The sequence below is a fragment of the Rasiella sp. SM2506 genome (assembly GCF_050859505.1).
In the GTDB taxonomy this organism is placed as follows: domain Bacteria; phylum Bacteroidota; class Bacteroidia; order Flavobacteriales; family Flavobacteriaceae; genus Marinirhabdus.
Genome location: NZ_CP193934.1, coordinates 276323 through 290176, shown reverse-complemented (window position 1 = coordinate 290176; position 13854 = coordinate 276323). Strand labels below are relative to the sequence as shown.

The following is a 13854-nucleotide window of genomic DNA, read 5'->3' as shown; positions in this document are numbered from 1 at the left end:
AAATTGTTTTGGATGTGTAGGATTTCCGATGAAATCTTACGCTAATAGTAGAAAATCAACAATTTATTACCAGTGCGAATGGAAAGGGAAAAGTAGCTGTTTTGTGTAGTATGTACTGAAGGAAGTGTTCTCTGAAAAACTCTTTTTACGGGTTTGTAAAAGATTCAAAGAGTTCTTTGTACTACTATGCCCATTGGGTATAAATAAAAATAGACTGTCGTCTAATGATAGCGGAAGAGATTCACCCTCGGTCTCACCAAGGATTACTTGCTGTGAGCTATCAATAAAATAGGTAATAGTTTTGCCAAAGGAAAGGGCATCAACTTGGTTTTGGGTTGTAGTAGTAGCATTTACTATGTCAAGAACTTTAACAGGTGTTGCATTTACAGACAATGCTGTAAGCAAAATCGCCATCCATAGGCTCACTATTTTCTGTAGCTTTTTCAACGTAGTGTACTAATTTGAATACAAATGTATTATAGAATTCTGGAAAAAATAGGTAATAATTTCATAAAAGTTGAATTTTATTTATTGCTAAAATAAAACAGCCCTCTTGCTACCAGTTTTTCAAAATAGTTTTGTGCAAAATGTATGCCGTAACATTTTTTTGACATATCTGAAAAACGTACTTCTTAAAAAATATTGAAATTCCCATTTCTTTATAGAATTCTATTATATTATTGCTAAAATATGTAAAGTAGATGAAAATACTAATTATTGAAGACGAACCCGAAATGCTGGACAATATGCGCCAGAGTCTGGAGCGTGAGCAATATACTGTTGAAGCAGTTTCAGATTTTAAAACCGCCAGTGGAAAAATTGGTATTTATGAGTACGATTGTATCTTACTGGATATAGGGTTGCCAGATGGTAATGGATTGGATTTGCTTAAACAACTTAAAAATGAAGGAAAGGATGATGGGGTTATTATTGTTTCAGCAAAAGATTCACTGGATGATAGATTGGCAGGGTTAAACCTGGGAGCAGATGATTATTTGCCAAAACCTTTCCATATGGCAGAATTGCACGCTAGAGTAAAAGCGGTAGTACGCAGGCGTCATTTTGAAGGGAGTAAACAAGTGGAAATTGGGAATGTTACCATAAATCCCGAAAACCGAATGGTGCAAATTAATGGTGAAACCATAGACTTTAATAGAAAAGAGTACGATATTTTAATGTATTTAATAACCAATAAAACCAGATTGGTTACCAAAGCTGCGCTAGCCGAACACGTTTGGGGAGACCATATAGATCAATCCGATAGTTTCGACTTTATTTATTCGCAGATAAAAAACCTGAGAAAAAAACTTGAAAAGTCAACCCTAAATGTTGAAGCTGTTTATGGTGTGGGTTACAAGTTGGAAATTGAACAATGAAACTGCTAAATTATACATCCCGACACCTTGCTTTGTTGCTGCTATTGCTCATAACCGTATGGGCCGTTTTGTTTTATTATGCTATGTTGGATGAGATTTATGACAGCTTGGATGACGGACTGGAAAATCAGAAATTTTTAATGGTACAGCGAGCAGCGAGTGACCCAAGTATATTATCACAAGACGATCCTCACTTTGAAAAACACGTCTATAACTTTGCGCCAATTTCTAAAAAAACCTATCAACAATTTAAAGAAAGTTACCGGGATACGCTAATGTATATGCTTAATGAGGAAGATTTTGAGCCGGTACGTATCTATGAAAGCGCAGTGGCTTTCGGGGATGAACATTATAAGCTTAAAATAATAACGTCTATGGTAGAGGAAGACGATCTGGTTACAGATCTTGTTATCTACCTCATAGGCTTGTATGTCTTACTTATTGTTAGTATTCTCATCTTGAATAACTTGCTATTACGAAAGATATGGAAACCTTTTTATGGGCTCATTGGTCAATTGCGAGATTTCAAAATTGAAAAAAGCACACCCGTAACTATTCCAAAAACCAGTATCGAAGAATTCGAATTGCTCAATATTACCGTAGATAAATTAATAAAAAAGTCGACCAATAGCTACGTGGCTCAAAAACACTTTATTGAAAATGCTTCACACGAGCTTCAAACCCCTTTGGCTATAAGTATTAACAAGTTAGAGTTGTTTTTAGAGGAAAATGAATTGGACGAAAAACAGCTACAAGCTATGGCAACCGTGCTGGACAATCTCGATAAGCTAACGCGCCTTAACAAATCCCTGCTACTCCTTTCAAAAATAGAGAACCACGAATTTGAGAATGAAAAACAAGTTGATTTTCCTGAACTAACAAGACAAATTGTTGCAGATTTTGAAGACATGGCTCATCATAAAAAAATGAAAATTACTGTTTCATCCAGTGGCGAATTAAAATACCGGATAAATGAAGATCTCGCTATTATTTTGCTGACCAACCTCATAAAAAATGCGTTGGTACACGGGAAGAAAAAAGAAGAGATAGAGATACATATGCAAGCCAATAGTTGGGAGATTAAAAATTTTGGGAGCTCAGTAGAACTTGATAGAAAATCCCTTTTCACACGGTTTAAAAAATCAAGTGATCGCAAAAAATCTACAGGGTTGGGGCTTGCAATTGCCAAGGCCATTGCAGATAAATATAGTTTGGGATTATACTATCATTTTAAAGGTGTGCACACATTTAAGATAGACTTCCTTAAAAGAAGTTAAATTTTCCCAAAAACATTAAACCGAAGTATGATTCCAAATTGTTTACAGATTTGTATTAGATATTTGCTTTATAATTAAAATGATATAGTATGAAAACTCTCAAAATTTTATCTGTCGGAACGCTCGCAATTCTTGTTGTGTTTGCTGTATACGCTTTTACAATTCAAAAAGACGAATTTAGTACTAGTACTGTTTCCAAAGAATATGCTATTGAAAAAACCTGGGAACTCCCAAAAGATTTAAATGAAATAAGCGGTATTGCTTGGCTTCCAGATGGAACCATTGCCAGTGTACAAGATGAAGACGGGATTATTTATATTTTTGATTTAAAGAAAAATAAGATAGTTGAAGAAATAGAATTTGCTGGCTCTGGAGATTATGAAGGTATTGCGGTACATTATAATACTGCCTACGTTATGCGTAGTGATGGAACCATTTATGAAATTTCTAATTTTAGAACTAAGGAAAAATCGGTTGAGACTTTTGAAACAGATTTTTCAGCTAAAAACAATATGGAAACGATAACACTTCATTCTAAAAATAACAGTTTGGTGATTGCTCCAAAAGATCGGGATACCTCAGACGATTTTAAAGGGTTGTATCAAATCCCTATAGATTCTAAGACAATGAATGCTACTCCAAGTGTAAGAATTAACATGAACGATGGTGCATTTAAGAGCTTCAAAAAGAAAAAAGCTTATAAAACTTTTAGTCCCTCAGACGTTGCTATACATCCCAAAACGGGAGAATATTATGTCTTGGAAGGAAAGAACCCAAAACTTTTAATTTTAGAGGCAGATGGAACTATAAAGAAAGTTCATGAGTTGGATAAGAAGCGTTTTGCGCAACCCGAAGGAATCACATTCAGTCCAGAAGGTATACTGTATATTTCAAACGAATCTGGAGATGGGCCAGCTTCTATTGTTCAGGTAAAATTTAAATAGTGCCGCAACATAAAAAAGAAAAAATTTCAAAAAGCAAACTACCGCTGTATCTCTCTTTACTACTGGTGGGAGGTATGGTTGCTTGTTATTTTTTAATCCCGAGTACTCAACAATTTTTTGATGAAGCGTGGGCGGTTCTTACCAGCGGTGACGAGCAGCGTATTGAACAATGGGTTTCTGGTTTTGGCTGGTTAGGACCTTTTGTCTTGATTTTAGCAATGATTGCACAAATGTTTTTACTGGTAATCCCAACCATTGCGCTTATGGTAGTTTCCATCATAGCCTATGGTCCTATTTGGGGAAGTGTTATTATATTGGTTGCTGTATTTGCAGCTTCTTCTGTGGGATATTTTCTCGGGAGCTACTTCGGACAAACATTGGTGGTGAAGCTACTTGGACAAAAAACGGAAGATACGTTAGAAGCGTTTATAGAAGATTACGGATTCTGGGCTATTGTGATTACTAGATTAAATCCGTTCCTGTCCAACGACGCTATAAGTTTTGTTGGAGGGATAGTAAAAATGGGTTATTGGAAATTTATAGGGGCGACCTTACTTGGAATTCTTCCATTAACCCTATTTATAGCGATTATTGGAAAAAGCACCGAAACATTAAAGACAGGACTGTTTTGGGGCTCCTTGGTAAGCCTTGTTGTATTTGTTGTGTATGTATGGTGGGATAAACGTAAACGCTAATTATAGCTCACGAACACATTCATGGAAAATCTATTTAAGTTTATTCTACTTCTAAAATAGCTTCAAAACCTTCCACAAACTTTAAATCATGAAACCAGTACATAGATGAAATTACATCAAAAGTGATGCTGTTTTCTTCGGTAGCCACTTCTTTTAATTGCCAAATAATATTTTCGGCCTCTTCAAAATCTTCTCCTTGTAATTCTTCTTTATATAACCTGTTTATAAGCGTGTTAGGAGGCATGCCTTGTGTCATAAGTCTCATCAGGTTGGTTTCAGTTTCAGTATTGAAAATTTCTAAATCTGTTTTCTTTTTTGCTGAAATTTTAAGTTGAAATTGCGCAGCGTCCGGATGGGGGAACTTTCCATTGTAGGATTGGTACAATAACTGACCGATGTTAAAAAACTCTTCGTGCATAGAAATTTCAGCATATTCTTCCCACATTTTTTCATCTTGCATCTCATAGGTGAGGTTGTCCTTTTGACCTTCGTTGAGACGCTCCTCGAAAATATAATCCAGTAAAACTTTGGCCGCTTCATTGAGTTCATTATCCGCAAGTGCCATCATAGTCATCTCTTTTAACTCTGAAGGTTTTAGTGCAGAAATATCGCCAAAATCCAAAGCATTTAAAAGATCAATATAGTTTTGGTCATTCCAGGCGTTTGGTAAAATATCGATGGTGTCGAAATCTAAAATTTCAACAGTATAGGTGTTTTTCATAGGTATGTTTCTTATTAGAAGCGCGAAAATTAGTCAATTTGTAATCGGGTGCTCGTTAAAGATTAGTTATAAGTGAAAAATATTTTTATGAAATTAAATCCAAAAACATCTTAAATTGTGCTACTTTAATGATTGTGAACTACAAGCACATAAAATAGTGTTCGAAAAACTACATGGCAAAAAAAGGAAAAGAAAAAAATACGAAAAATAAAGCCAAGCATTCTAAGTTAATGGGTCGCAAAAAGAATAAATTGAAGAGTGAGACAGCGCTTAGGAAAGAACGTTTAAAAGCGATCATTCAAAAAGCTAACAAAGACGATACGGTGTCTTAAATTCCTTTTTTCTTTGCAATGGCGTCTACGCAATTAATTCCGTCGATAGCTGCAGAAATAATCCCACCAGCATAGCCAGCTCCTTCTCCGCAAGGATATAATCCTGCCACATCAATATGTTGTAAGGTTTCAGCATTTCTGGGAATAGAGATAGGAGATGAGGTTCTGCTTTCTGGAGCGTGCAGCACAGCTTCATTTGTGTAATACCCTTTCATTTTTTTTCCAAAGAGTTTAAAAGCTTTACGTAGTCGTTCGGCAATAAGGGGAGGTAAAACCTCATTTAGATCTACCGAAACAATTCCTGGTTGGTAAGAAGTCTTCGGAAAGTTTTCCGAGATACGACCTTCCACAAAATCTATCATGCGCTGCGCTGGCACCGCTTGTGTCTTTCCAGCGGCTTCCCAGCAATCTTTTTCAACTTTTTTCTGAAAATCAAGGCATACAAAAGGATCTTCTACAGCATAACCAGGCAAATCTTCCGGAGCTACGCTTACTACAATTCCAGAATTTGCATAGGGATTATTTCGCTTGCTCGGGCTCCAGCCATTGGTAACTACTTCTTCCTGAGCTGTGGCGCAGGGTGCTATAATACCGCCAGGACACATACAGAAGGAGTAAACGCCCAGGCCATCTACTTGTTCTACCAGGCCGTAAGAGGCAGGAGGTAAATACGGATTGTCTGCATCGCCATGGTATTGGATCCAGTCTATTAATTCTTGTTGATGTTCTACACGCACCCCAATGGCAAAGGGTTTTGCTTCAATTTTAATGGTATGGGTATGAAGCAGATAAAAAATGTCTCGCGCAGAATGGCCTGTGGCTAAAATAACCGTGTCAAAATTATGCCAATGGGTGTGATTAATTTCTAGTGCTGAAATGCTATTATTTTCAATTGTAAGATCGGTGAGTTTACAATTGAAATGGACTTCACCTCCCGCGTCAATAATCGCTTCGCGCATGGTGGTGATAATCTTAGGTAATTTGTTGGTGCCAATATGTGGATGTGCATCTACAAGTATATCTTCATCGGCTCCAAAATGTACAAACCATTCTAGGGCTTTTAATACATTTCCTCTTTTTTTGGAACGTGTGTATAATTTACCATCGCTATACGTTCCTGCACCCCCTTCACCAAAGCAATAGTTGGAATCTGGATTAACCAAATGCTCTTTATTAATTTTCGCAAGATCTCTTCTCCGTTCCCGAACATCTTTTCCTCGTTCAAAAAGTATGGGTTTTAATCCAATTTCTATCGCTCTAAGTGCGGCGTACATTCCAGCAGGTCCAGCGCCAATAATAGCGATGGCTTCTTTGTCTTTTACGGGCTGCGGAATAAATGGTGGGATGTCTTTAATTTCCTCGTTCTGAAGCCAGAATTCTAACTGAAGATTTAGTTTTACAGGGGCCCGACGTGCATCGATAGAACGTTTTCTAATGCGCCAATCTTTAATATCTCTTTTATATAGTTTTGCCTTGGCAAGCCCTAATTCTAAAATATAAGGCAAATCCTCCTGTTGCTTAGGTAAAATTGAAATCTGAACCAGTGTACTCATGCCGTCAAAGATAAATCAAAAAAAGGTTGAAGGTTGTTTTAGAAGAGCCTGCATTATTTTGCATAGTTTTTTGTCTGAAAGCAATCCTCCAGCATTTTATACAACTCGGGATGTTTTCGTTTTAATAATTTAGGACGCTCAAAAAAGTACTCCGAAGCAACGGCAAAAAATTCCTGCTTGTTTGTACCTCCATACGCACGTAAATCTGATTTGTTTTTATGAATAGCCTCCATTTCCTCATGCATTAAATTGAGCCAGGGTAACGTGTAAGAATGTTGTAAAAGACGTTCGGGGAGGCCGTCTGTAACACCGTCGGTTTTATCTATGAGGTGCACAAATTCGTGTATGGCTGTGTTGTGCTTATCGGTTTTGTTGCTGAAACCTTGTCTTAAGGCTGTTTTACTCAATATCATTTGTCCTTCAAACTGCCCTGTACCAACCATGCCAAGAATTCTTCTGTTTTTTGAAACAGTTTCAAACTGTAAATCTTCGTTGAAAACATCGGGGTAAATTAATACGCCGCTTAAATTATTGTAATGCCAATCTTTAAAGCCAAAAACGGGTATTACCGCGCTGGCTGCAACCAGAACATAATCCAATGCATCTAACTTTATTTTTACACCTTCTACATACACTTCATCCAAAAATAATTGCATTCGTTTTCTAAACAGCAATTGATTTTCAGTATCTAATCTGGAATAAAAAGCTACGTGTTTCAGCAAAAGCGCATGCCAGTGGGATTGAGAAATGGGAGACTTTTTCTTCTTGGTTCTTGTAAAAGCAAAAACAGCAAAAGCAACTAACGTTAAAAATAAAAGGGTGGAAAACATAACTTCAAATGTAGGCAATGGCTTTTATTTCCTTGTTTATTTTAGCAGGGATTCCTTCAGTTTTACTATCAAAAAAGAATTAGTTTAAATTAAACTCAGACGATTTTTTAGGTAGTTGTTTCTAGGCTTTTGATAGAAAAGGAAACCCATACGCGCCCAGTTGGGACACCCTAAATTAAAAAAACTAGTTAACAAAAAACCGATGCCTTTATAGTATTTGCGGGTTAGGAGACTTTACCAGACCCAAGGTACAAACCTTATAATTCTGGTATTTGTGTACCTAGGAGAAATATTTTAGTATTGGTACGTGCTGATTTCTAAAAATATATAAAATGTAATAGCTTTATACCGCTTTAAAGTGGTATACCTCTTCATTTTTTTGCATCCAATTAACTATTTTATAACAATAGTTTAACCTCTACTTGAGTTTAAACTATCGATATTTGTAATACAATTTTAGGAATCCCCAAAACCTACTCCATGTTAAAATTTTCAAATACAAAGAAGTCCAAAAAATATGCTAATATAGATATGGACAAATTCAAATTCGATTTTAATCTTTTCGTCCCATCCGAAAAAGAAAATAACAATCCTACAGATAAAAATCCATCCGATATATAGTTAAACAATTGCTATATTTATATCAGTACAAATTGATACGGGGTCGCTTTAGTCATCTAATTTTTCTTGCAATATGGCCAACTTTGTATCTTGGCCGAGATAGCTATAAATATTCATTAGCTTAGTAACCCAATCTTTATTTTGAGGTTGTGATGCTACAATACTCTCTAAATAAGGGAGCACTTCAGTGTAGAGATTATTCCGTTTAACTTTTAGTTCTTCATAATGTTTATCTTCAGCTGTAGATACTCCCAAACTATTCATTTCATCTACAATAACTTTTTCCTGATCCAACAGTAAAATAGATAGGTTTAATTTAGCATTTTCATGATTTGGATTCAAGTCTAATGTTTTTTTATAAAATTCCTTTGCTCTAATAATATCGTTATTTTCCGTACTGGAAACGCCAAAATTATAATATAGGTTAGGATCGTTAGGTGTTTCCTTGATAAGTAAATCCATTATTTTAATATATTGATCCTTAGCATCTAATTGCCTATATAGGTGGAAAGCCTGATTTAATAAAGTTTTGTCGTTAGGTTTCTTAGCTATTGCTTCATCGATTATGGCAACAGCTGCACTTTCGTTATTAAGATGAATAGCTGCGGTTGTTAAGCCACGCAATAATTCAGGTATTTTACTGCTAGTTGTTACTAATTGTGTCCTTTTTTGCGTTCCTTTTTCTACGGCTACATTTCTCGAAGAGGATGAAGTAAAAACCTCATTTATACCCGTAAAAACCTCTCTGGTGCCACTAGAAATCTCTTTAGAATTAGAATTAACATTCGAAGTTGTATAGCGAACCTTAGCGCCAGTATATCCCATATAAAAAAGGCGACTATATGCACTAAAAGCTTCATTATACTCTTTGGCAAGTAAATGACTCTTTGCAGCGTTGAATAAGTTGATGGTATCTTTAGTAGATTGGTAAGCTACATTATAAAGAGTAGCCGCTTCAGAGAAATTTTTATTGCTATATTCACCTGTGGCAGCATTGGCTGATAGGCTTTTAAGTTTTAATTCAATTTCTGTAATTCTATTGAGTAGTGATGAACTTGGATCATAATTACTGGCAAGTTTCAAGGATTTATAAATAGACTCTAATCCTTCCTTATCCAAGTCCTTATCGGCAAGATTCATTTCGGCTTCCACAACGTAGTAGTGTGCACGTGTCTCATTGTCTGCTGCTGCAAAAATTCGTTTTGCCTGTTGCAAATAGGAAGCTGCATCTGATAGGTAGCCAGAATTTACTGCTTTTTCAGCTTTTTTAATCTCTTTTTTTTGTGCCTCAAGCGAGGGGATTGCTAGTAGTAATGCAGCTAGAATAGTAATTTTTTTCATTGGGGTTTGTTTTGTTAGTTTGATTCTAAATTTTACTGTTTCATCACGTAGTTTTGGTATGTATAAAGCTCTTTTACTTCTTCTAATTTCAAGCATATCTGCCAAAATATATTTCTTTTAAGCCTGTTATCATTGTTAAAATCAATTACTAAAAATTGTTTTTAAAACAAAAAGTGACAAGCCATTGAAGGATAGCAATTTAAAAAAAATAATTTATAACTGTAAGATATTTCTTACTATATTTTCTATTTTAACGTATTTCATCGGTAAAATAGTCATTATGTCGATTATTTTGAAGTTTTGTAGGAATAATTGGGATCTCTTATTTTTTAAGGATTTGTAGATTACCTTATGAAGATGAACTTAAAAGACAACATATGAAGCTTGCGTTTGGTGGAAACGTATAGTATTTATTTTAAAAAAGGGACTGGAGAACATTTAGTGTAAATTATACCATAACTAGGTGAAGTGCGCTATATAACCGTCCCCCATTTTACTGCTAAAATTAAATGTGTTTTTTATTAAAAGAACCTATTCGTGTCAAAGTTGAAGAAGTATGATTACTTTAGTCCATCTTTCAATAAAATTCTATGGAATATTTTTTAATTATAACGGCGCTAGTTTTTACGGCAGCTATCTTCGGCTATATTAATGTTCGTTTTTTAAAATTACCCAATACCATTGGTTTAATGGTAATCACTATTGTTTTTACGTTAGCTGTTTTAGGAATCAGTTATTTTGATGACACACTTCTGAATGCGGAAAAACTTATCATTTCAAAAATAGATTTCAAGACAGTTTTATTGGATATCATGCTTAGTTTTTTACTCTTTGCGGGTGCTTTGCATACCAATTTTAAACAGTTAAAAATTCAACGTTGGCCCGTGCTTGTTTTTTCTACTGTGGGAGTTTTGATATCAACTTTTTTAGTGGGTGGCGCTATGTACTATGTGTTACAGTTAATTGGGCTTCCCGTAAATTTTATATATTGCCTTTTGTTTGGTGCTTTAATTTCTCCTACCGATCCTATCGCAGTATTGGGTATTCTGAAAAAAGCTGGCGTGCCTAAAAAATTAGAAACAAAAATCGTAGGAGAATCTCTGTTTAATGATGGCGTAGGCGTTGTAGTATTCTTAACCATCTTCCAAATAGCTATATTAGGAGATGCTGGGACCATTGAGCCATTAGCTATTTTAGCATTATTTGGGCAAGAGGTCATTGGTGGGATTGCTTTGGGGCTTTTGGTTGGGTACATAACCTATCGTCTTATGAAATCGATAGACGATTATGATATAGAAGTTATTATTACACTTGCCGCAGTGATGGTAGGAACTGCCATAGCGCAACAGTTTCATTTGTCTGCCCCATTAGCTATGGTAACAGCCGGATTATTGGTGGGGAATGATACAGTGCGTGCCAGTACCATGTCTCACATTACAGAAACCTACGTAGATAAATTCTGGGAACTTATAGATATTTTATTAAACACCATTCTATTTGTTTTAATAGGTATGGAGATGCTTGTGCTTTCGTTTAATCTAAACTATATAGTTGCTGGCTTAATTGCGATACCGGTTATTTTAGTGTGTCGTTATATTTCGTTGCTATTACCTATAAAATTCTTTCAGAAAAAATTAGACTTTGTTCCCAAAACCAATTTAATTATGACTTGGGGAGGCCTGCGAGGTGGGATTTCAATTGCGCTTGCCCTAGGACTTACCGAAGCTATGGAGCGGGATTTATTTCTGGTCATTACCTATATAGTTGTTGTGTTTTCTATTATTGTGCAAGGGCTAACTGTGGGTAAGTTGGTGCAAAAAGTAAAAACAGAAGAAACCTAAATAGCCTACCTTTGCCATATGGAAGAAATCAAACACAAAGCAGGATTTGTAAATATTATTGGAAACCCCAATGTTGGAAAGAGTACGTTGATGAACGCCTTTGTTGGAGAACGACTCTCAATCATTACCAGTAAAGCACAAACCACACGTCACCGTATTTTAGGGATTGTGAATGGTGACGATTTCCAGATGATTTTAAGTGACACGCCAGGAATTATAAAACCAGCATACCAGTTGCAAGCAAGCATGATGGATTTTGTAAAATCGGCTTTCGATGATGCCGATGTCTTACTGTATTTGGTTGAATTAGGTGAAAAAGAGCTGAAAGACGAGCAGTTTTTTAATAAGATTACCCATGCGAAAATCCCTGTATTGTTACTCATTAACAAAATAGACAAGGGAAATGAAACTTTGTTGGCCGAAGCATTACAGCACTGGCAAGAAAAAGTGCCTAATGCCGAAGTTTTTGCTATTTCAGCCTTAGAGAATTTTGGCGTCGCTGAAGTCTTCAACCGCATCATAGAACTCCTGCCTGAAAGTCCGCCATTTTACCCAAAAGACCAGCTTACCGATAAACCCGAGCGCTTTTTTGTAAATGAAATCATTCGTGAAAAAATACTAATCCACTACAAAAAGGAGATTCCTTATTCGGTAGAAATAGATACGGAAGAGTTTTTTGAGGAAGAAAACATTATTCGTATTCGTTCCATTATTATGGTAGAGCGCGAAACCCAAAAAGGAATTATCATTGGTCATAAGGGCGCTCCTTTAAAACGTGTAGGTGTAGAAGCCCGCAGAGATCTTGAGAAATTTTTCGGCAAGCAGGTGCATCTTGAAACCTATGTTAAAGTGAATAAAAACTGGCGAAGCGACGACAGACAATTGCGACGTTTTGGTTATAATAATAAGTAAGCAGTATCCAGTTGCAGTTCGCAGTATTTGTGAGTAGAATTTTAACTGTCAACTGTCACTGTCTACTGCCAACTATAACCTATCTTTGCACCCCTTAAGAATAAAACCATGAGTATTGTTGCTATTGTAGGAAGACCCAATGTAGGAAAATCTACGTTTTTTAATCGTTTAATTCAGCGTCGTGAAGCTATCACAGATGCTACCAGCGGCGTTACCCGTGACCGTCACTATGGAAAAAGTGACTGGAATGGAAAGGAATTTTCGCTTATAGATACAGGAGGGTATGTAGTAGGAAGCGACGATATTTTTGAAGCTGAGATCGACAAGCAGGTAGAACTTGCCATTGACGAAGCAGATGCTATCATTTTTATGGTAGATGTAGAGTCTGGAGTTACCGGAATGGATCAGGAAGTAGCAGAGTTACTCCGTAAAAGTGGAAAACCTTATTTTCTTGCTGTAAACAAAGTAGACAGTTCTAAGCGTGAGAATGACGCTGTAGAATTTTATGCGATGGGTGTAGAAAAATATTATACCATTTCAAGTATAAATGGTAGTGGTAGTGGTGATTTGCTGGACGATCTTGTAAAAGCACTTCCGGATGAGCCAGAGGTTGAGGCAGTTGAACTCCCAAGATTTGCAGTAGTAGGACGTCCTAACGCTGGAAAATCTTCTTTTATTAACGCCTTACTAGGGAAAGACAGATTTGTAGTGACTGATATTGCGGGAACCACTCGTGACAGTATGGACACTAAATACGATCGTTTTGGCTTTGAATTTAATCTTGTAGATACTGCTGGAATTAGAAAGAAAAGCAAAGTAAAAGAAGATCTTGAATTTTATTCTGTAATGCGTAGCGTGCGCGCTATTGAACATTGTGACGTAATTTTATTGGTTTTAGATGCTACCAGAGGTTTTGACGGTCAAGTACAAAGTATTTTCTGGCTCGCACAACGCAATAATAAAGGCATTGTTATTTTAGTAAACAAATGGGATTTGGTTGAAAAAGACAACCAAAGTACTAAAGATATGGAGGCTTACATTCGTGAACAGTGTGAACCATTTACAGATGTGCCTATCGTATTTATTTCTGTATTGACTAAGCAACGTATTTTTAAGGCTATTGAAACGGCTGTGGAAGTATATCAAAACAGAGTTAAAAAGATAAAAACTTCAGTATTGAATGAAACAATGCTACCTATCATTTCAGCATTTCCACCACCACAGTACAAGGGAAAATTTGTTAAAATTAAATACTGTACGCAGCTCCCAACACCCTATCCTGCGTTTGCATTTTTTGCAAACCTTCCGCAGTATGTAAAAGAACCCTATAAACGTTTTATAGAAAACAAATTGCGAAAGGAATTTGACTTTAATGGGGTTCCGGTTACTATTTATATAAGAAAGAAATAAT

14 protein-coding genes are annotated in these 13854 nt (G+C 36.0%); 9 read left to right on the top strand and 5 right to left on the bottom strand.

Annotated features, from left to right (window positions below):
• Window positions 1–66: 66 nt before the first annotated feature.
• Window positions 67–447 carry a hypothetical protein gene (locus ACQ2HF_RS01405; protein WP_432411726.1) on the bottom strand — a complete coding sequence of 127 codons (381 nt, stop codon included), beginning with the start codon at window positions 445–447 and terminating at the stop codon, window positions 67–69.
• 254 nt (window positions 448–701) lie between these two features.
• Between ACQ2HF_RS01405 and ACQ2HF_RS01400 the strand changes: the two genes are divergently transcribed.
• The 4 genes from ACQ2HF_RS01400 (at window position 702) to ACQ2HF_RS01385 (ending at window position 4292) form a co-directional block, all read left to right on the top strand.
• Window positions 702–1376, top strand: coding sequence for a response regulator transcription factor (locus ACQ2HF_RS01400; protein WP_432411725.1), 675 nt, complete (start codon window positions 702–704; stop codon window positions 1374–1376).
• Complete coding sequence (locus tag ACQ2HF_RS01395) at window positions 1373–2653, top strand: sensor histidine kinase (protein ID WP_432411724.1); 1281 nt, start codon at window positions 1373–1375, stop codon at window positions 2651–2653. The genes ACQ2HF_RS01400 and ACQ2HF_RS01395 overlap by 4 nt, the downstream gene beginning before the upstream one ends.
• 89 nt (window positions 2654–2742) lie before the next feature.
• Window positions 2743–3597, top strand: coding sequence for an SdiA-regulated domain-containing protein (locus tag ACQ2HF_RS01390; protein ID WP_432411723.1), 855 nt, complete (start codon window positions 2743–2745; stop codon window positions 3595–3597).
• Complete coding sequence (locus tag ACQ2HF_RS01385) at window positions 3597–4292, top strand: TVP38/TMEM64 family protein (RefSeq protein ID WP_432411722.1); 696 nt, start codon at window positions 3597–3599, stop codon at window positions 4290–4292. The genes ACQ2HF_RS01390 and ACQ2HF_RS01385 overlap by 1 nt, the downstream gene beginning before the upstream one ends.
• A gap of 40 nt (window positions 4293–4332) precedes the next feature.
• On the opposite strand, the gene ACQ2HF_RS01380 is transcribed toward ACQ2HF_RS01385, so the two are convergent.
• On the bottom strand, window positions 4333–5013 hold the full coding sequence (locus tag ACQ2HF_RS01380; RefSeq protein ID WP_432411721.1) for a hypothetical protein: 681 nt from the start codon (window positions 5011–5013) through the stop codon (window positions 4333–4335).
• Window positions 5014–5186: 173 nt separating this feature from the next.
• On the opposite strand from ACQ2HF_RS01380, the gene ACQ2HF_RS01375 reads away from it, so the two are divergent.
• Window positions 5187–5345, top strand: coding sequence for a hypothetical protein (locus ACQ2HF_RS01375; RefSeq protein ID WP_432411720.1), 159 nt, complete (start codon window positions 5187–5189; stop codon window positions 5343–5345).
• Here ACQ2HF_RS01375 and ACQ2HF_RS01370 read toward each other — a convergent pair.
• Together ACQ2HF_RS01370 and ACQ2HF_RS01365 are read right to left on the bottom strand one after the other, a co-directional pair.
• The gene (locus ACQ2HF_RS01370) at window positions 5342–6898 is read right to left on the bottom strand and encodes an NAD(P)/FAD-dependent oxidoreductase (protein ID WP_432411719.1); all 1557 of its coding nucleotides are present in this window, start codon (window positions 6896–6898) and stop codon (window positions 5342–5344) included. The genes ACQ2HF_RS01375 and ACQ2HF_RS01370 overlap by 4 nt on opposite strands.
• Before the next feature lie 53 nt (window positions 6899–6951).
• Entirely contained in the window at window positions 6952–7728 is a 777-nt protein-coding gene (locus tag ACQ2HF_RS01365; protein ID WP_432411718.1) for a zinc-dependent peptidase, read from the bottom strand.
• A gap of 480 nt (window positions 7729–8208) precedes the next feature.
• Here ACQ2HF_RS01365 and ACQ2HF_RS01360 point away from each other — a divergent pair, with 480 nt between their 5' ends.
• The gene (locus ACQ2HF_RS01360) at window positions 8209–8349 is read left to right on the top strand and encodes a hypothetical protein (RefSeq protein WP_432411717.1); all 141 of its coding nucleotides are present in this window, start codon (window positions 8209–8211) and stop codon (window positions 8347–8349) included.
• Window positions 8350–8397: 48 nt separating this feature from the next.
• On the opposite strand, the gene ACQ2HF_RS01355 is transcribed toward ACQ2HF_RS01360, so the two are convergent.
• A complete protein-coding gene (locus ACQ2HF_RS01355) occupies window positions 8398–9795 on the bottom strand; it encodes a tetratricopeptide repeat protein (protein WP_432411716.1) in 1398 nt (465 codons plus the stop codon).
• Window positions 9796–10280: 485 nt separating this feature from the next.
• Here ACQ2HF_RS01355 and ACQ2HF_RS01350 point away from each other — a divergent pair, with 485 nt between their 5' ends.
• From ACQ2HF_RS01350 to der, 3 genes are all read left to right on the top strand, one after another.
• Window positions 10281–11531, top strand: a complete 1251-nt coding sequence (locus ACQ2HF_RS01350; protein ID WP_432411715.1) for a cation:proton antiporter — start codon at window positions 10281–10283, stop codon at window positions 11529–11531.
• A gap of 27 nt (window positions 11532–11558) precedes the next feature.
• A complete protein-coding gene (gene era / locus ACQ2HF_RS01345) occupies window positions 11559–12443 on the top strand; it encodes a GTPase Era (RefSeq protein WP_432413047.1) in 885 nt (294 codons plus the stop codon).
• A 108-nt stretch (window positions 12444–12551) separates the two neighbouring features.
• Window positions 12552–13853: a ribosome biogenesis GTPase Der gene (gene der, locus ACQ2HF_RS01340; RefSeq protein WP_432411714.1), complete on the top strand. Its 1302-nt coding sequence runs from the start codon at window positions 12552–12554 to the stop codon at window positions 13851–13853.
• Window position 13854 lies beyond the last annotated feature (1 nt).

Excerpts from the sequence above, each read along its gene's own strand:
- ACQ2HF_RS01350 (WP_432411715.1), top strand. The coding sequence starts at position 10,281 with ATGGAATATTTTTTAATTATAACGGCGCTAGTTTTTACGGCAGCTATC.
- ACQ2HF_RS01390 (WP_432411723.1), top strand. The coding sequence starts at position 2,743 with ATGAAAACTCTCAAAATTTTATCTGTCGGAACGCTCGCAATTCTTGTT.
- der (WP_432411714.1), top strand. The coding sequence starts at position 12,552 with ATGAGTATTGTTGCTATTGTAGGAAGACCCAATGTAGGAAAATCTACG.
- ACQ2HF_RS01375 (WP_432411720.1), top strand. The coding sequence starts at position 5,187 with ATGGCAAAAAAAGGAAAAGAAAAAAATACGAAAAATAAAGCCAAGCAT.
- ACQ2HF_RS01380 (WP_432411721.1), bottom strand. The coding sequence starts at position 5,013 with ATGAAAAACACCTATACTGTTGAAATTTTAGATTTCGACACCATCGAT.
- ACQ2HF_RS01370 (WP_432411719.1), bottom strand. The coding sequence starts at position 6,898 with ATGAGTACACTGGTTCAGATTTCAATTTTACCTAAGCAACAGGAGGAT.
- ACQ2HF_RS01395 (WP_432411724.1), top strand. The coding sequence starts at position 1,373 with ATGAAACTGCTAAATTATACATCCCGACACCTTGCTTTGTTGCTGCTA.
- ACQ2HF_RS01400 (WP_432411725.1), top strand. The coding sequence starts at position 702 with ATGAAAATACTAATTATTGAAGACGAACCCGAAATGCTGGACAATATG.
- ACQ2HF_RS01365 (WP_432411718.1), bottom strand. The coding sequence starts at position 7,728 with ATGTTTTCCACCCTTTTATTTTTAACGTTAGTTGCTTTTGCTGTTTTT.
- ACQ2HF_RS01360 (WP_432411717.1), top strand. The coding sequence starts at position 8,209 with ATGTTAAAATTTTCAAATACAAAGAAGTCCAAAAAATATGCTAATATA.